At 71.5% G+C, this 16,720-nt stretch carries 15 protein-coding genes and 1 tRNA gene; 4 read left to right on the top strand and 12 right to left on the bottom strand.

All coding sequences use genetic code 11. From position 1 onward, the window contains the following. From IG63_RS0113235 to IG63_RS0113190, 10 genes are all read right to left on the bottom strand, one after another. Entirely contained in the window at positions 1–885 is an 885-nt protein-coding gene (locus IG63_RS0113235) for a dihydrodipicolinate synthase family protein (RefSeq protein WP_030484839.1), read from the bottom strand. Beyond that, positions 882–2,108, bottom strand: a complete 1,227-nt coding sequence (gene lhgO / locus IG63_RS0113230; protein WP_030484838.1) for an L-2-hydroxyglutarate oxidase — start codon at positions 2,106–2,108, stop codon at positions 882–884. The genes IG63_RS0113235 and lhgO overlap by 4 nt, the downstream gene beginning before the upstream one ends. Further along, positions 2,105–3,316 carry a CaiB/BaiF CoA transferase family protein gene (locus IG63_RS0113225; RefSeq protein ID WP_157210170.1) on the bottom strand — a complete coding sequence of 404 codons (1,212 nt, stop codon included), beginning with the start codon at positions 3,314–3,316 and terminating at the stop codon, positions 2,105–2,107. The genes lhgO and IG63_RS0113225 overlap by 4 nt, the downstream gene beginning before the upstream one ends. Then, the gene (locus tag IG63_RS0113220) at positions 3,313–3,807 is read right to left on the bottom strand and encodes an AbrB family transcriptional regulator (RefSeq protein ID WP_169741799.1); all 495 of its coding nucleotides are present in this window, start codon (positions 3,805–3,807) and stop codon (positions 3,313–3,315) included. The genes IG63_RS0113225 and IG63_RS0113220 overlap by 4 nt, the downstream gene beginning before the upstream one ends. A gap of 8 nt (positions 3,808–3,815) precedes the next feature. After that, positions 3,816–5,447 (bottom strand): tripartite tricarboxylate transporter permease, encoded by a 1,632-nt coding sequence (locus IG63_RS0113215; RefSeq protein WP_084597145.1) that lies wholly within the window; start codon positions 5,445–5,447, stop codon positions 3,816–3,818. A gap of 14 nt (positions 5,448–5,461) precedes the next feature. Next, the gene (locus IG63_RS0113210) at positions 5,462–6,016 is read right to left on the bottom strand and encodes a tripartite tricarboxylate transporter TctB family protein (RefSeq protein WP_157210169.1); all 555 of its coding nucleotides are present in this window, start codon (positions 6,014–6,016) and stop codon (positions 5,462–5,464) included. A gap of 2 nt (positions 6,017–6,018) precedes the next feature. Continuing rightward, entirely contained in the window at positions 6,019–7,005 is a 987-nt protein-coding gene (locus tag IG63_RS0113205) for a Bug family tripartite tricarboxylate transporter substrate binding protein (protein WP_030484833.1), read from the bottom strand. 72 nt (positions 7,006–7,077) lie between these two features. Continuing rightward, entirely contained in the window at positions 7,078–7,539 is a 462-nt protein-coding gene (locus tag IG63_RS0113200; protein WP_051706763.1) for a PaaI family thioesterase, read from the bottom strand. A gap of 1 nt (position 7,540) precedes the next feature. Continuing rightward, entirely contained in the window at positions 7,541–8,323 is a 783-nt protein-coding gene (locus IG63_RS0113195; RefSeq protein ID WP_030484831.1) for an enoyl-CoA hydratase-related protein, read from the bottom strand. 3 nt (positions 8,324–8,326) lie between these two features. Beyond that, a complete protein-coding gene (locus tag IG63_RS0113190) occupies positions 8,327–9,598 on the bottom strand; it encodes a CaiB/BaiF CoA transferase family protein (RefSeq protein ID WP_051706762.1) in 1,272 nt (423 codons plus the stop codon). Positions 9,599–9,707: 109 nt separating this feature from the next. On the opposite strand from IG63_RS0113190, the gene IG63_RS20770 reads away from it, so the two are divergent. The 3 genes from IG63_RS20770 (at position 9,708) to IG63_RS21585 (ending at position 13,086) form a co-directional block, all read left to right on the top strand. Then, a complete protein-coding gene (locus tag IG63_RS20770) occupies positions 9,708–10,523 on the top strand; it encodes an IclR family transcriptional regulator (protein WP_051706760.1) in 816 nt (271 codons plus the stop codon). A gap of 207 nt (positions 10,524–10,730) precedes the next feature. Then, positions 10,731–11,504 (top strand): thioesterase family protein, encoded by a 774-nt coding sequence (locus IG63_RS0113175; RefSeq protein WP_030484828.1) that lies wholly within the window; start codon positions 10,731–10,733, stop codon positions 11,502–11,504. Positions 11,505–11,673: 169 nt separating this feature from the next. Then, positions 11,674–13,086: an HNH endonuclease signature motif containing protein gene (locus IG63_RS21585; protein WP_051706757.1), complete on the top strand. Its 1,413-nt coding sequence runs from the start codon at positions 11,674–11,676 to the stop codon at positions 13,084–13,086. A 17-nt stretch (positions 13,087–13,103) separates the two neighbouring features. On the opposite strand, the gene IG63_RS0113165 is transcribed toward IG63_RS21585, so the two are convergent. Next, a tRNA-Arg gene (locus tag IG63_RS0113165) sits at positions 13,104–13,177 on the bottom strand. Between the two features lie 563 nt (positions 13,178–13,740). On the opposite strand from IG63_RS0113165, the gene IG63_RS0113160 reads away from it, so the two are divergent. Continuing rightward, the gene (locus tag IG63_RS0113160) at positions 13,741–15,207 is read left to right on the top strand and encodes an FRG domain-containing protein (RefSeq protein WP_169741798.1); all 1,467 of its coding nucleotides are present in this window, start codon (positions 13,741–13,743) and stop codon (positions 15,205–15,207) included. A 188-nt stretch (positions 15,208–15,395) separates the two neighbouring features. Here the strand turns inward: IG63_RS0113160 and IG63_RS0113155 are convergent, their stop codons facing one another. Next, complete coding sequence (locus IG63_RS0113155; RefSeq protein WP_030484826.1) at positions 15,396–16,544, bottom strand: hypothetical protein; 1,149 nt, start codon at positions 16,542–16,544, stop codon at positions 15,396–15,398. Between the last annotated feature and the right edge of the window lie 176 nt (positions 16,545–16,720).

The following is a 16,720-nucleotide window of genomic DNA, read 5'->3' as shown; positions in this document are numbered from 1 at the left end:
CTACGTGGTGGGGAGGTGGGCGAGGTGCTGCTCGAGCACCGGCAGCAGCGAGGCGGGCAGCGAGGGGGCGGGTGGTCGCACCCGCCCGGTCGTCAGCACGCCGCGGCGGCGCAGGATCTCCTTGCGGATCGCGAGGCCGATGCGCAGCTGCCCCTCGAAGTTGGCCAGCGGCAGCCACGGCGCCCAGGCCGCGTGCGCGCCGGCGAAGCCGTTGCGCGCGAAGCCGTCGAGCGCAGCCCGCAGCCCCTCGGGGTGGCTCATGCCGGTCATCGCGCCGGCCGCGCCGCAGGCGAGCTCATCGACCAGACCGACGCCGCCGAGGCCGCCGAAGACGGGAGCGTCGACCGCCTCCGCGAGCGTGGCGACGGCCGGCGAGACCGGCGTCGACTCCGCCTTGACCGCGGCGACGTACGGCGCGCAGCGGCCCACGACCTCGACCAGCACCTCGGGGGTGACGGTGACGTGGGAGACGGCGGGGTAGTCCTGCACCACGACGGGCAGGTCGGTGGCGGCGTGCACGGCCGCGAAGTGGTCGACGAGCACGTCGGCGCGCGGCGAGCTCACCTGCACCATCAGGGCCTGGGGCGCCCGCGCGGAGGCCGCGACGCACGCCCGGGCCTGGTCGACCGCGCCGGCCGTCGACCGGGCGGAGAGGCCGAGCACGAAGGGCAGTCCACCGCCCGAGACGGTGCGCACGACGTCGCGCTGCTCCTCGAGCGAGAGCTGCTCGGCCTCGCCGAAGACGCCCAGCGCGACGACGCCGTCGGCCCCGACCTCGTCGGCGAGGGCAAGTTGCCGCTCCAGCGAGCCGAGGTCGAGCGCCAGGTCGTCGTCGAAGGGCGAGGCGAGCACCATCCACAGACCGCGCGAGAGGTGCGCCGTCATCGGCGTACCTCCGAGCGACGCTGCACCAGGTCCTCGACCACGTGCTCGGCGATCGCCAGGCTCGAGGTGGCGGCGGGCGAGGGCGCGTTGCGCAGCGCGGTGACGCGGCCCCGGCTGGTGATGCGGAAGTCGTCGACCAGAGACCCGTCGCGCTCCAGCGCCTGGGCGCGGATGCCGCTCGGGCCGGGCACCACGTCGTCGACGTGGATCTCGGGCACGTAGCGCCGCGCGGCGGCCACGAAGCGGCGCTTGCTCAGCGAGCCGGCCATCTCGGCGATCCCGGTGCGCCAGTGCTGCCGGGCGAAGCGCCGGAAGCCGTCGTACGCCGCCACCTCGCGCAGGTCGCGCAGGCTCAGCGTGCGCCAGTCGTAGCCCTCGCGGGCCAGCGCCAGCACGGCGTTGGGTCCGACCATCACCTCGCCGTCGACCCGGGGCGTCAGGTGCACGCCGAGGAAGGGGTAGCGCGGGTCGGGCACGGGGTAGACCAGGCCGTTGACCAGCGAGCGACGCTCGGGCCGCAGCAGCCAGTACTCGCCCCGGAAGGGCACCACCTTGGGGGCGGCGTCGTCGCCGGCCAGCGCCGCGGTGTGGTCGGCCCACAGCCCGGTGCAGAGCACCACGTGGTCGTAGCTGGCGCGCACCGGCTCGCCCGCGGTCGTCCGGCCCTCGACGTGGACCTCGGCGCCGGCGTTGCGCAGGCCCACCAGCTCGTGGCCCAGACGCACCTCGCCGCCGTGCTCCTCCACCAGCGCCGCCAGCCGGCGGGTGACACCCGGGTAGTCCACGATCGCAGTCGTGGGGGAGTGGAGCCCCGCCACGCCGCGCACGTGCGGCTCGAGCTCGCGCAGCTCGGCGGCGTCGATGCGGCGGATGCCGGGCACGCCGTTGGCGCGGGCGCGGTCCTCGATGTCGCCGAGCCGACCCTCCTCCACCTCGTCGAGGGCGACGAGCACCTTGCCGCACTCGTCGTAGGCGATGTCGTGCTCGGAGCAGAAGTCCTTGAGCATCCCGACGCCGCGACGGCACAGCGTCGCCTTCAGCGAGCCGGGCACGTAGTAGAGCCCGGCGTGCACGACGCCGGAGTTGCGGCCGGTCTGGTGCGCGGCGAGCTCCTCCTCCTTCTCCCAGATCGTCACGTGGGCGGAGGGGTCGACCTCCTGGATCCGTCGGGCGACCGCCGCCCCGACGATGCCGCCCCCGACGACGGCGTACGTCGCGCTCATCGCACTCCCTCGGTGTGCTCGGCTCGCGCCTGGTCCAGCCAGGGCGCCTCCCAGTCCAGGTTGTCATGCTCGCCGAGCAGCGGTGGCGCGACCTCGGCGGCCGCGGTGGCGCCGTCGTAGCGCAGCGCGCCGCCGGGCACGCTCACCTCGCCCAGCGAGGGGTGGCCGAGCGTGTGGATCAGGCCGAGGTGCCGCACCTGCTCCCAGGCGTAGACCTCCGGGATGCTGCGGATGCGGCCCGCGGGCACGCCCGCCGCCACCAGCTCGGCCAGCACGACGTCGGCCTTGCGGTCGGCGAGCAGCGCGTCGATCTCGGCCTGCAGCGCGTCGACGCCCGCGACGCGCTCGCGGTTGGTCGCGACGTCGGGCCGGGCGGGGTCGATGCCGACCAGCGGGGCGAAGCGGCGCCACAGCGCCTCCGAGCCCACCGCGATGACGAGCGCCGCGTCGGCGCACCGGAAGGTGCCGTAGGGCGCGATCGAGGGGTGCCGGTTGCCGGTGCGCCGCGGCTCGGCGCCGGCGCTGAGCCAGCCCGCGCCCTGGAAGGCGTGCACCGCGGTGACCGCAGCGAGGAGGCTGGTCTCGACGGCGCGGCCGGCGCCGGTGCGCTCGCGCTCGTGCAGCGCCGACATCACCCCGAAGGCGCCGAACATGCCGGCGAGCAGGTCGCTGATCGGGAGCCCCACGCGGGTCGCCTCGCCGTCCGCCGGGCCGGTGAGGCCCATCAGGCCGGCCTCGGCCTGCACGATCTGGTCGAAGCCCGGGCGGTGGCCGTCGGGTCCGCCGGCCCCGAAGCCGGTGATCGACAGCGTCACCAGGCGGGGGTTGGCCGCGCGCAGGTCCACGGGGTCCAGGCCCAGCCGGGCGAGCAGCCCGGGGCGGTAGTTCTCGACCAGCACGTCGGCGCCGGCGCAGAGCGCCCGGAGCCGGTCGGCGCCCTCGGGGCTCTTCAGGTCCAGGCGCACCGAGCGCTTCCCGCGGTTGGCGGAGAGGTAGTAGGCCGACTCGGGTGACTCGTCGTCGCCGTCACCCTGGCCCGGCACGAAGGGCAGCCAGCCGCGGCTGTCGTCACCCGAGGGGGGCTCGACCTTCAGCACGTCGGCGCCGACGTCGGCCAGCATCATCGTGGCGTAGGGGCCGGCGAGGGCGCGGCTCAGGTCGACGACCCGGACGCCCTCCAGGGACCGGTGCGGGCTCTGCTCGTTCACGTACGTCCTCCCATCAGCTTCAGTCCGAGACTCATCAAGACGATCACCGAGGTGACCCGCAGCACGTGGATCGCGAGCACCACCGGCACCTGGGCCTTGGCCTCCGCCGACAGCACGCCCATCTGGGCGATGCCGCCGGGGGCGGTGGCCAGCAGGGCGGTGTGGGCGTCGAAGCCGGCGAAGCGCCAGAGCGCGAGCGCGAGCACCAGCCCGAAGACCAGGAAGGCCAGGACCGTGACCAGGATCGGCACCGCCGCCGAGCGGAGCGCGGCGAGCGACTCGGAGGTCACCTGCTGCCCGAGGAATGCGCCCACGGCGGCGTACACCACCCACTTGGCGGCCCCCGGCACGGGCACCTGCACGTCGCGCAGCAGCGAGTACGCCGCGACCCCGGCCATCGCCCCCAGCAGCGGGGCGGCCGGCAGCCGCAGCAGCGTCGCGAGACCCGCACCGCCGGCCGCGGCCGCCACGGTCAGGACCGCGTGCAGCACGGCAGCGTTCATCGGCTGGGACCGGACGACCGGGCGTGGTCGTCGGTGCCCTGCGGGGTGTCCGCCGCGTCCTCGTCGACGGACGTCGCGGCGTCCTGGCGCTCGGCCCGACGGCGGCTGCCCAGCTGCGCCAGGCCGCTCTTGGCCATCGCGCTCAGCTGCGGCAGCAGCAGGGGCAGCAGCAGCATCACGACGATGAGGACGAGCAGCACCTGCGAGGTGGAGCGGTCGAGGAAGATCCCGAAGCTGCCGCCCGAGATGATCATCGTCTGGCGCAGCGACTCCTCGGCGAGAGGACCGAGCACCAGGGCGATCACCAGCGCGGCGGGGGAGAGCCCGAAGCGGCGCATGAAGAAGCCGAGCACGCCGCAGACCAGCATGATCGCGACCTCCACGATGGAGGCGTTGACCGTGAAGGTGCCGAGCACGCAGACCACGATGATGATCGGGCCGAGCACCCGGAAGGGGACGCGGGCGATGCTCGCGAAGGCCGGGATGCAGAAGATGTTGACGACCAGCAGCATGATGTTGCCGAGGAACATGCTCGCGATCAGGCCCCAGGCGAACTCCGGGTTCTGCGTCATCAGCAGCGGGCCGGGCTGGAGCCCCCAGAGCAGGAAGCCGCCGAGCAGCACGGCCGTCGAGGCCGAGCCGGGGATGCCGAGGGTCAGCAGCGGCACCATCGCGCCGGACGACGCGGCGTTGTTGGCCGCCTCGGGACCCGCGAGCCCGGGCATCGCGCCCTTGCCGAACTTCTCGGGGGTCTTGGAGACCGACTTCTCCAGGTTGTAGGACATCAGCGACGCGACGGTGGCGCCGGCGCCTGGGGTGGCTCCGACGAAGAAGCCGAGCAGCGAGCCGCGGGCGATCGGCGCGGCCGACTCGCGGTAGTCGGCCTTGGTGGGCCAGAAGCCGCGGGAGCGGGCCGAGACGTTGAAGTAGGCGAGCTTCTCGAGGTGGCCACCGCGCCACAGCGTGTGCAGCACCTCGCCGACGCCGAAGAGGCCGATCGCGACCGGGATGAAGTCGATGCCGTTGATCAGCTCGACCGAGCCGAAGGTGTAGCGCTGCTGGCCCGTGCCGATGTCGATGCCGACGGTCGCGATCGCGAAGCCGATCAGCGCCGAGAGCGCGCCGAGCAGCTTGTTGCCGCCGATGATCACGATCAGCGTCAGCAGGCCGAGCACCACGATGAGGAAGAGCTCCGGCGGGCCGAAGCTGGCCGCCACCGACGCCGTGAGCGGCGAGGCGATGCTGATCAGCACCGCACCGGTGATACCGGCGACGAAGGAGCCGACCGCGGCCATCACCAGGGCCGGCCCCGCCCTGCCCTGCTTGGCCAGGGGATAGCCGTCGAAGGTGCTCGCCACCGTGGCGGACTCGCCTGGTGTGTTGATCAGCACCGAGGTGATCGTGCCGCCGTACATCGCGCCGTAGTAGACGGCGGCGAGCATCACGATCGCCCCCGTGGGGTCGAGCGCGAAGGTGATGGGCAGCAGGATGGCCAGGCCGGCGGAGGGGCCGAGCCCGGGCATGACGCCCACGACCATCCCCATCATCACGCCGGCCAGCAGGAGCAGGATGTTCTGCACCGTGAGGATGGACACGATGCCGTTGGCGAGGTTGTCGAAGACGTCCATGGTCGGGACCCCGATCAGAGGAAGGGCAGCACGCCGGCGGGAAGCCCGGCGTTGAGCAGCGTCTGGAAGAGCAGGTACATGACGAGGGGCAGGCCGATCGACACCGCGACGTTGACCACGGGGCGCGTCCGGTTGAGCGTCCACAACATCCCCGCGAGGAAGAGCGCGGAGGCGACGATGGCGCCCAGCGAGAGCAGCGTGGCCGCGAAGAGCGCGGCCGCCAGCACCATCAGGGCCAGCAGCCGGGGGTGCTTGCCCAGGTCGGCGTCACCGACCTCGTCCTCGAGCGCGACGGTCTCGTCCTCCACGTCGGGGGCACGCAGGGTCACCACGAGCGACCAGAGCGTCACGGCGAGGCCGGCCACGCCCAGGAGGCGCGGGAAGAAGCCGGGGCCGATGCGCCCCGCGGTCGTGCGCCACTCGAGGGCGAAGGCCATCTCGGTGTAGGCCGCGAGGACGACGAGCAGGAGGGCGAGGAAGACCACCTTCGGCCGCCGCCACGCGGGGGCCCGGTCGTGCGACCGGGCCTCCGCGTCGGCGGGCAGGTGGCTGCCTGCGTGCAGCGGCATGGTCACAGAGCCCCCAGCTCGGTCAGCTGCTCCTCGAAGGAGGTCTGGGTCTCGTCAAGGTAGGTGGTGAAGTCCTCGCCCCAGCGCTCGTCCTCGACCAGGAAGTTCTCCTCGAGGTAGTCCTGCCAGGCCTCGCTCTCGGCGACCTCCTGCATGGTCTCGATCCACCACTCCTGCGCCTCCTCGGGCGCGTCGGGCGGCAGGATCAGGCCGCGCGGCATCGAGGGCATGTCGCTGATGCCCTCCTCCTCGCCGGTCGGCACGTCGGGCAGCGCCTCCAGGCGCTCGGGCCCGGTGAAGAGCAGCGCCGAGGTCTGTCCGGCCTCGATCTGGCCCATGATCGAGCCGGGGTTGGAGATCATCGAGTCGATGGCGCCGGAGAGCAGCGAGGTCTGCATCTGGCCCTCGTCGTTGTAGGGCACGTAGTCGATCTCGTAGCCGTTGGCGTCGGCGATCATCTGCTGGAGGATGAAGTCGACGTTGACGGTGCCGATGCCCCCCACGACGACCTTGCCCTTCTCGGTGGCGTAGTCGACCCACTCGTCGTAGGTCTGCCAGTCGCTGTCGCCGGCCGTGATCAGCAGCGCGTTGTCGGCGGCCATCAGCCCGACCGGGGTGAAGTCGGTCGGCTCCCAGCCGGTGTCGGCCTGCAGCGGCGTGGTGATGAAGGAGCCCGAGGTCGTGGAGATGCCGTAGCCGCTCCCGCTCTGGCCGAGCAGGTAGCCCCAGCCGGTCGCGCCCGAGCCGCCGTCGCGGTTCTCGACCACGATGTTCTCGGGGTAGAGCTCCTCGCGCTGCAGGATGTCGACGATGGTGCGCGCCATGATGTCGTTGCCGCCACCGGGCCCGAAGGCGATCGTCCAGTCCATGTCCTCGGAGGGGTAGTCGCCTCCGGCGAGCCCACCTCCCGAGTCGCCCCCGCCGCAGGCGCTGAGCGCCAGCACCGCTGCGGTGGCCGCCGCGGCGGCCAGCGTCTTCGTGATCTTCATGGTTCCTCCAGGTGCGTACGGCACGGGCGTGCCGGGTGAGTGGGCGGTGTAGGGGGCTGGTGCGGGTGCGTCTCAGCCGGCGTCGAGCCGGTGCCAGGAGCCGGTGCCCATGGCGGTGAGACGGCCCTCGGCGTCGTGCAGGCGCGACTCGAGGTGGACGAGGCGGCGGCCGGCGCGGATCACGCGGCCGGTGCAGGTCCCGTCCCCGGTGAGCGGGCGGAAGAAGCGCACCTGCATCTCGACGGTGACCGCGGCCGAGAGGTACCGGCGGCACAGGTGACCCATCGAGATGTCGATCGCGGTGGTGACGACGCCACCGTGCACCGAGCCCTGCGGGTTGCACAGGTGCGCGGCGTACGGGAGGACCACGGTGCAGGTCTCGGCCTCGTCGTCGTAGCCGATGTCGAGCTGCAGGAAGCGGCTGAGGAAGAAGTTGCCGAACTCCATGGCCGGGTCGCTCCCGGCCGCGTGCGCGAGCGCGGCGACGGCGTCCGCGTCGACCGGCGTCCGAGGTGTCGAGGTCGTGGTGCTCACGTCAGGACCACGTGAAGCGCGGCGCGCGCTTCTCCATGAAGGAGCGCACGCCCTCGGTGAAGTCCTCGGTGTCGAAGGACGAGTTGCGCAGCTCGGTGGTGGCCTCGTCGTCGCGGACCTGCCCGCGCACGACCTTGTCGACCATGACCTTGCCGGCGCGCACGCTGAACTGTGCCCGCGAGCAGATGGTCTCGGCGAAGTCGTAGGTGAGGCCCTCGAGCTCGTCGGGCTCGACGACCTCGTCGAAGAGCCCCAGCTGCACCGCGCGCTCGGCCGGGATCTGCTGGCCGCTCATCAGGATCCACTTGGCCCGCGACGGGCCGACGAGGTCGACCGTGCGCTTGGTCGACTCCAGGCTGTAGACCAGCCCGAGCTTGGCCGGGGTGATGGCGAACTTGGCCCGCGTGTCGGCGAAGCGGATGTCGCAGGCGAGCGCGAGGCCCGCGCCGCCGCCGATGCAGTAGCCGTGGATCATCGCGATCGTGGGCTTGGTGAGGCCCTCGATGGCGTGCTCGGCGGCCGCGACCTTCTCGTTGTAGGCCTTGGCCTTGACGGCGTCGCTGCGCTCGGCCTCGAACTCCTTGATGTCGGCGCCCGCGCCGAAGGCACGCTCGCCGGCGCCGCGGACGACGACGACCTTGACGGCGCTGTCGTTCTCGAGCTCCTGGACCAGGTCGGGCAGGTCGCGGTACATCGCGACGCTGAGGGCGTTGTGGCTCTCGGGACGGTTGAGCACCAGCGTCGCGATCGCGTCGCGTCGCTCCACCACGAGGTGGTCGGACATGTCTCAGGCCTCCTGGGTCTGGTCGGTGGTGGCGTGCAGGTCGGGGTGGGCGTCGAAGGCGACCGCGTCGGTGAAGGCGGCCTCGATGTCGGCGTCGGAGACCCCGACCTCGCGCAGCACCTCCGCAGTGTGCTGGCCGAGCCACGGCGCGGGTCCGCGCACGGTGAAGTCGAGTCCCGAGAACTTGGTCGGGGGACCGATGGTCTTCATCTCGCCGATGATCGGGTGGTCCATCTCGGCGACCATGTCGCGCGCCACGACGTGGGGGTCGCTGAGCGTCTCGTCGAAGGTGAGCACCGGACCGCAGGGCACGCCCACGGCGTCGATGATCTTGATCCACTCGTCGGTGGTGCGGGTCTGGGTGATCGCCTCGATCTCCCGCTCCAGCTCGTCGATGTTCTCCATCCGGTCCGGCAGCGTGGCGAAGCGCGGGTCGGTCTCCCACTCGGGGCGCTCCAGGGCGCCGAGCAGCCGCAGCCAGAGCCGGTCGTTGGCGGCACCGACGGTCACGTAGCCGTCGCTGGTGCGGAAGGCCTGGTAGGGCGTCGACCGGCGGTGCCGGGTGCCGGTGGGCTGCGGGACCTCGCCGGCGCCGAAGAAGGCTCCGGACTCCCACACCGACCAGGCCAGGCCCGCGTCGACCAGCGAGATGTCCATGTACTGGCCCTCGCCGGTGGCGGTGCGGTGCATCTGCGCGGCGAGGATGGAGTAGATGGCGGTGGCGCCGGCGGCGATGTCGTTGATGGCGATGCCGACCTTGGCCGGACGTCCGCCGGGCTCGCCGGTCATCCGCAGCAGGCCGACCATGCCCTGGGCCATGATGTCGAAGCCCGGGCGGTCCCGGTAGGGGCCGGTCTGGCCGAAGCCGCTGATGGAGCAGTAGAGGATGTCCTCGCGCAGCGCCTTGAGGTCGTCGTAGCCGATGCCGAGCCGGCTCGCCACACCCGGGCGGAAGTTCTCGATCACCAGGTCGGCCTCGGCGGCCATGGCGTGGAAGAGCTCCTTGCCGCGGGCCGTCTTGAGGTCGAGCGAGACCGAGCGCTTGCTCCGGTTGGGCATCGCGAAGGGGTAGCTCTCGCCGTTGATCTTGGGCGCCAGTCGTCGCGAGTCGTCGCCGGTGTGCGGCTGCTCGATCTTGATGACGTCGGCACCGAGCTCGGCGAGGACCATCGTGCAGTAGGGGCCCGAGAGGAAGCGGGTCAGGTCGAGGACACGGAAGCCGGTGAGTGGACGCTTGCCGGAGGCTTCCCGTATCGTGGGATCAGTTGCCGTCATGCGGGAACTGTGTCAGACGCCACACCGAGCGTCAAGAGGTGCCGCCCGTGTCGGGCACACTTCATCCGTGCCAGACGAGAGGCCCGTGACGGGGTCGGACGGGGGAGCCATGCCGGCTCGCAACGGAGTCCAGTCGATCGATCGCGCGGTCGCGATCCTGCGCTGCTTCGACGCCCACCACGCCGATCTCGGCATCAGCGAGATCGCCCGCGCCACGGGGCTCTCGACCAGCACGACCCACCGCCTGCTCGCCTCGATGACGACCAACCGGCTGCTCGGGCAGGGGCCCGACAAGCGCTACCGGCTCGGGCCGCTGCTCGTGCAGCTGGGCCGGTCGGGAGCCGTGCCGTCGTCGCTGCGCGAGGCGGCGCGGCCCTTCATGGTGGCGCTGCGCGACGAGGTCGACGAGACCGTGGGCCTGCACGAGCTGCTGCCGACCTACGAGCGCGTCGTGGTCGACCAGGTGGAGTCGCGCCAGGAGCTGCGCCGTCACTACACCGACATCGGCATCCCGATCGCGCTGCCCAACGGCGCGCCCGGCAAGTGCATCCTCTCCCGGCTGCCCTGGGAGCGGCAGGAGGCGGTGCTGGCGCGCCCGATCGCTGCCGTCACCGACCGCACCGTCACCGACGCGGAGGCGCTGCGCGTCGAGCTCGCGCTGTGCCGGTCGCGCGGCTGGGCCGGCTCCGACGCCGAGCGGACGCCGGGCATCCGCGCCGTCGCCGCGCCCGTCTTCGACCACACCGGCCGGGTCGTCGGCGCACTGGGCCTCTCGGTGCCCACCGTGCGGATGGACGACGCCCGCGCCGACGAGCTGGGCCACCGCGTGGCGGAGGTCGCGTGGGAGGTCTCCGAGGCGCTGGGGGCGACCCGCGCCGAGGTCGACCGACTGCTCCGCGAGGCGGAGCCGCCGCCGGCAGGGTGAGTCCGGCCGTCGCGACCCCTCGCCCGACACTCCGTGGACGGTCGAGCGCCGTGCCGCGACACGGCGTACTCTTCAAACATGATCAACTCACTCAAGTTTTTCGGAGGGCTCGTGTCGGAGCTCGTCGTGATCCTCGGCTACGTCGCGCTGCAGGGGCGCGGAGGGCGCCGCGCCTGACGGCGTGCACCGCCACCTAGCATCCCGCGTGTGGCGTACTTCGAACGGCTCGACGAGACCACCTTCCGGGCGACCGAGCACACCAGCGGTGCGTGGGAGCTCGAGCACCAGCACGTCGCGCCCGCCCTCGGGCTGCTGACGCACCTCGTCGAGCGCGACCGCGACGCGCGGCGCGACGACGGTCTCGTGCCGACCCGGCTCGCCTTCGACATCCTCGGCGTGATGCCGGTCGACGAGCTCGTCGGCACCGTGCGCGTCGTACGCCCCGGCCGCACCGTCGAGCTGGTGGAGGCGACGCTGCAGCACGCCGGACGTGACGCCGTGGTGCTGCGCGCGTGGCTGATGCAGCCCGGCGAGACGGCCGGCGTCGCCGGCACCGACCTCCCGGCCATGCCGGGACCGGACGACACGCCTCCCTGGGCCGCGGCGGACTTCTGGCAGGGCGGGCTGATCGCCACCACCGAGGTGCGGCGTACCTCGCACGGGCCCGGGCGGGGGCACGTCTGGGTGCGCGCCCAGGAGCCGCTGCTCGCCGACGAGCCCGTCGGCCCCCTCGCCGCCACCGCCGGACTGCTCGACGTCGCCAACGGCATGTCGGTGCGCGTCGACCCGCGCGAAGTGCGCTTCCCCAACGTCGACCTCGCCGCCCACCTCTTCCGCCAGCCCGCCGGCGACTGGGTCGGCTTCGACACCACGGTCTCCCTCGGCACGCACGGCGTCGGCCTCACCAGCAGCGTCCTCCACGACGTCCACGGCCCCCTCGGCACGCTGGCCCAGTCCCTCACCGTCCGGCCCGTCGCCTGACACCGCCCGCCCGCACGCCGCCCGCCCACCACCCCCCTTCGGGTGGTCGAGGAGGTCGCGCAGCGACCGTCTCGAGACCCCTGGAGAAACTTCCCGACATCGTCCGGATGGTGGACGAAACCGCAGGTCAGCGGCCTGGACTGTCGGTGGTCACGGGTTCAATAGGGCCATGAGCGAGCAGTCCGGCGGTGGTGTGGGAGGCGACACAGCCACCTCGCCCGCGCATCCGGTCGCGGACCTCGCCGCCCGGTTGCGCCACCGGCTCGAGGACCTGACCACCAGCCCGGTGCCGGTGTGGGCGATGAGCACCGGGGAGAAGGCCCAGACCCTGCTCGACCTCGCCACCGCCCAGGCGCAGCTCGACGCGCTGCGGCTGCAGGTGCTGGCCGAGGCCGACCGCGACCCCGACGTCACCGACCCCGGCGACCGCACCGTCGCGGAATGGGTCGCGCGCCAGACCCGGCAGACCAAACCGGCCGCACGTGGCGACCTGAAGCTGGCCCGCACCCTGGAGACCCAACGCCCCGTCCTGGCCGCGGGGATGGCGGACGGTCGGGTGAGCCTGGCGCAGGCCCGGGCGATCAGCCGGGCGCTGGACCTGCTGCCGGTCACCGGCCGCTTCGCCACCACCGCCGAGCAACGGTCGACCGCGGAGGCGCACCTGGTCGACCTGGCCGGCGACTTCGACGCCACCGCGCTCGAGCAGCTCGGCCGCCGGATCTACGCGGTCATCTGCCCCGACGCCGTGGATGCCTACGAGGGCACCCTGCTCGAGGCCGAGGAGGCCCGCGCCGCCCGCAAGACGACCTTCGAGATGTGGCAGGACCACCAGGGCACCTGCCACGGCCGCTTCCGCATCCCGCAGCTGCACGGGCAGATGCTGAAGAAGGCCCTGCAAGCCCTGACCCACCCGACCCGGGTCCCGACACCAGAGCCGGTCGAGCCTGTCGAGACCGACAACCCGGCCGCCGAGCCCGCCCAGGTCTCGACAAGCTCGACCGGCAGCCAGATGGTCGAGCCTGTCGAGACCCGCCCGCTGCCGGTCGAGCCTGTCGAGACCACCCCGGCGCCCGTCCGGCGGGGGCAGGCGTTCTGCGAGCTGCTCGAACGCCTCCGCGCCGAGGACCTCCCGGCCACCGGTGGCGGTGACGCGACCGTGGTGGTCACGATGACCCTCGAGGACCTCGAGGGCCGGCTCGAGCAGGCCGGGGTCGCCACCCTCGACACCGGCGCCCGGATCTCCGCACGCGAGGCCCGGAGGCTTGCCGCCCGCCACCGGTTGATCCCCGCGGTCCTCGGCGGTGCCGGCCAGGTCCTCGACCTCGGCGCCACCCAGCGGCTCTTCACCAAGGCCCAGCGCCTCGCCCTGACCATCGGCCAGCGCACCTGCCGCGCCGAGCACTGCACGGTGCCGGCGGCGTTGTGCCAGGTCGACCACGCCATCCCCTGGGCGCGAGGCGGACCCACCGACCTGGCCAACGCCCGGCTCCTGTGCGGACCGCACCACCGCCGCCTGACCCACCCCGGCTACCGCCACGAGACCACCCCCGGCGGCCGCGTCCGCTTCCACCGACGCGAGTGAGGCGCAATGCGGTCGAGCGCCCCCGGCAGGACTCGAACCTGCGACCTAGAGATTAGAAGGCTCTTGCTCTATCCAGCTGAGCTACAGGGGCGGGGGATCGGAAGTACAGTCGGGAAAAACATAGGTACAACCCTGATGTAGTTCGACGAGGCCGCCGATCCGCGCACAGTATGCCGCAGCTGGCCCGGAGGCGGCCTTCACGGGACTGTAGTACTCGGTGCCTCGGATGAGAGGCCGCAACGTTCGAATGCATGCCCGGGTGTGCGCCGGGTGGGGGCCCGAGCGCAGGGGTTGAACCCCGCAGCTGTCGTCGTTCGGAATGCGCCTCGGTGGGGGGCTCTGTCGAACACGCCTTGGCGCCATCCTCGTGCGTTTGTGCGGATCCAGTGCTCCTGGATTCAAGCTGCCATAGGTTTGCGGGCGTGAGATCCCATTCCGGCGTAACGAGTCTTCATGTGCGCCGCTGACGGCGAGCCGGAAGAGGCTCCAGTGGAGACCAGCAGCCCTGGGGCAGCCCCGGGACCTCTCGACGAGACTCCGGAGTCGTCTGGTGGACAGCGAGCCCGAGGCTCGCTGGGCCTGGATGCGGCCGCGCTGTCGTTGGGCGGCAGCGAAGCCGTCTCAAGCGCGGTGCGCGGTGCGTTAGAGGGCGTCGTGAAGGATGCGGTGCGCGGTGTCGATGTGCGGGCCGCGGTTCGTGATGCCGTGCGCAGGCAGACGTGGTCTCTTGGTGGTGCTGGGGCGGCGGGACTCGATGATGCGGTGCGCACGGCGCTGGAGGGCGCGGCGAGGGACGCGGTCGGCCGTGCCGATGCGCGGGCCGCGGTTCGTGATGCCGTGCGCAGGCAGACGTGGTCTCTTGGTGGTGCCGAATCGGCGGGACTCGATGATGCGGTGCGCACCGCGCTGGAGGGCGCGGCGAGGGACGCGGTCGGCAGTGTCGATGCGCGGGCCGCGGTTCGTGAGGCGATCCGCAGGCGGACCTCCCTGCTGGGCGAGTCGCGCTTCGTTGATCCTGCGCTTGCCCTAGAGCTTGCAGACTCCCGACCGACGAGTCCGGCACTGACCGAGCCGGCGCCGGACGTCGTAGCCCGGCGACGAGACAGACGAGTTCCCAGCGATGGTCTCTTCTCCGAGAACTTCACAGGCCCCGGAAGCTTCTTCGCGACCCACGAGGTGGTCATCGACTCCTTCGTAAGCCTCAGCAGGGAACTGAGCGCTCTCTCGGAACGGAACCCAGACCTCAGCATGGTGTGGCGCGGACAACAAAACGCGGACTGGGGGTTGCACAGCAGCCTGTATCGAAAGCTGCTGGAGCACCACGACGTGAAGACTTCGAGGGCCGATGGCGAGTCCGGCCCGGCCCCTCAGACGTTCCCCGACGAGTCGGCAATGGTCGAGGCAGAACGCTCAATCTTGGAAGAGGCCGCGGACTGGCGTATGTCAGATCTCTCCGCGCTCGAGTTGATGGCTCGGCTGCAGCATCATGGTGGTCCCTCGCGACTCATCGACGTCACGCGCAACCCGCTGATTGCAGCTTGGTTTGCCGTGGAGGACGGGGAGGCCGACAGCCAAGACGGCCGACTGTTCGCCCTGGCGACTGCGCCAGTCGGCAAGAACAATCCTGGAAACGCGGTGTTGAGCGAGGTTCTAGCTAGTAAGCGGTACCCGTTCTGGGCGTACGAGAGTGAGGAGGAGCGGAGCGAAGCTGAGTGGGGCACTGGGGCACGTCGCCGGATCTGGGTCCCTCCTGCTTACGACGCGAGGATCGCAGCACAGAACGCCGCGTTCTTGCTGGAAGGGGTGCCGATGTTCACCGCAGCCAAGTTGCGAATGTTCAGGTCATCCGAGAAGCGGCAGTGGCGGGCAGTGGATGTGGCCGCCTCCACATCGATCTACGCTAGACCGGCGCATCCCCACCGGCGGGCGAGAGCCAACGAAGCCGGGTTGGCTCCCGTCTTCACTTTCCGAATCAAGGCTGAGGCCAAGAGCGAGATCAGGCAGGCACTGACGCGCGTCTATGGCTACACAACGGCCCTTCTCTATCCAGACATCCAGGCGCTCAGCCTGCGCTTGCGTTCGCGCTCCGATTGGGTAGGGCGGATGCGGGATCAGCAGTGAGTCGGGTTCACGCAGGAGTCGGCGGCGAAAGGCCTAGCTCGGCCTCTTGCCAACCGTCGCAGTCGCAGTCGCCATTCGCCGAGCGGCCGCGTTTCGGATCCTCACGTCTTGGATGGCAAGAGGGCACGAACAGTTTCGCGGCCATCTCGCCTAGGTGAGCGCCAGCTGGTCGCGGTCTGACTGCGCCCTCAGCTGCACGCTGGGATCTCGGCGACGTGGCGAGCCTTGACTTTGGCGACGGGGTGGCCGGACTCCTTGTCGAGGAGGAGGATCTTGCCCTTGTGGTGGTCGGTCTCTTCGATGGTGCAGCTGATGTCGTTGAGGAGGTTGTTGGTCTTGCCGCCGTGGATCTTCCTGGCGGTCTTGAAGTCGCGGTCGTGGAGGATGATGCGCCAGGGGCGGGCGACGGTGAGGCTCTTGACGGTGACGTCGGGGTCGGCGACGCCTGCGCGGCGCAGGAAGCGTGTGACGACCGGGTTGAGGGAGGCACAAGCCTCCTTGGTGCCGGGGCTGGTGCCGGTGTAGGTGAGGCGCTGGGTGCCGGGGGCGTTGGTCGACAGGGTGCGGGCCAGTGCGTGAGCGGTGAAGGTGTCGAGGGAGACGGTGCGGCCGGACCAGCCCCAGAGGCCCTTGGCGTGGATCTTGGTGGGTTCGGTGCGATGGTTGAGGTGGTCGGTGGTCAGGGCGGTGCTCTCCATGGTGTGCACGCCGGCGGCGCCGATGAGGTAGGCGGTGATGGGGAGGAGAGGCGCGTTCTCGTGGAGGTCGATCTCGACGAGGATGTTGCCCAGGAGGATCTCGTCGTCGGTCATGGGGCGGCGGGCGCGGTCGTAGCGTGGGGGAAGCGTCGGCAGGCCGCGGTCGAGGCTGTCGTGGGCAGGGCGGTCGCTGCGCTTGCGCGGGTTGGTCATGTGGAGCAAGACGGTGCCGCGCAGCGCGCTGAGGGTGTTGCGGAGCAGGTGCAGCCGGTCGAGCTTCTTGGGTGACAGGTAGCCGTCGAGGGTCTTGGCGCCGGCGAGCTTGCGCAACATCTTGTCGGCGTCGAGGTCGCGCAGGTCGGGCGCGTTGTTGGCGTGGGCCCACTGCTCGATGACCTGGACCGTCTCCAGGATGGTCTCGACGTCGCCGGGGTAGAGGCTCATCAGTTCCCAGCTGGCCCGGGCCAGCTCGGCGGCCTGCTGGACCGTCACGTGGGCGAGGTCGTCGACCATCGCGTGCAGGCAGCGGCGGCCGCGGCCCACGCGCTTGGCGCCGGGGCCGGTGGGCTTCGAGGTGGCGGTGGGCTTCGAGGCAGCGATGAGGTACGAGGCGCCGGCGGGCTTGGCGGCGGTGGACATCTGGAGTCTCCTTCGTTGGGGTGGCGAGGAGACCTGTCCGAGGGTGAGCGAGGTGCGCAATCGGGCACGTGTGAGAACTGAACCGCCCCGGCGAGTCCGGAGGCTGGGTTTGATGGCTCAGCCGGTCGGCTGGAGCCCGTTTCTTGCAGCGTAGTGAAGTTCCTCGGCTGCGATCG

Origin of the sequence: Nocardioides aequoreus (genome assembly GCF_000720335.1) — a bacterium.
Classification (GTDB): domain Bacteria; phylum Actinomycetota; class Actinomycetes; order Propionibacteriales; family Nocardioidaceae; genus Marmoricola; species Marmoricola aequoreus.
Note: the sequence above shows the minus strand (reverse complement) of the source record. Positions and strands in the feature narration are given on the sequence as shown.

Excerpts from the sequence above, each read along its gene's own strand:
- IG63_RS0113210 (WP_157210169.1), bottom strand. The coding sequence starts at position 6,016 with ATGCCGCTGCACGCAGGCAGCCACCTGCCCGCCGACGCGGAGGCCCGG.
- IG63_RS0113215 (WP_084597145.1), bottom strand. The coding sequence starts at position 5,447 with ATGGACGTCTTCGACAACCTCGCCAACGGCATCGTGTCCATCCTCACG.
- IG63_RS0113195 (WP_030484831.1), bottom strand. The coding sequence starts at position 8,323 with ATGTCCGACCACCTCGTGGTGGAGCGACGCGACGCGATCGCGACGCTG.
- IG63_RS0113235 (WP_030484839.1), bottom strand. The coding sequence starts at position 885 with ATGACGGCGCACCTCTCGCGCGGTCTGTGGATGGTGCTCGCCTCGCCC.
- IG63_RS21585 (WP_051706757.1), top strand. The coding sequence starts at position 11,674 with ATGAGCGAGCAGTCCGGCGGTGGTGTGGGAGGCGACACAGCCACCTCG.
- IG63_RS0113205 (WP_030484833.1), bottom strand. The coding sequence starts at position 7,005 with ATGAAGATCACGAAGACGCTGGCCGCCGCGGCGGCCACCGCAGCGGTG.
- IG63_RS0113190 (WP_051706762.1), bottom strand. The coding sequence starts at position 9,598 with ATGACGGCAACTGATCCCACGATACGGGAAGCCTCCGGCAAGCGTCCA.
- IG63_RS20770 (WP_051706760.1), top strand. The coding sequence starts at position 9,708 with ATGCCGGCTCGCAACGGAGTCCAGTCGATCGATCGCGCGGTCGCGATC.
- lhgO (WP_030484838.1), bottom strand. The coding sequence starts at position 2,108 with ATGAGCGCGACGTACGCCGTCGTCGGGGGCGGCATCGTCGGGGCGGCG.
- IG63_RS0113155 (WP_030484826.1), bottom strand. The coding sequence starts at position 16,544 with ATGTCCACCGCCGCCAAGCCCGCCGGCGCCTCGTACCTCATCGCTGCC.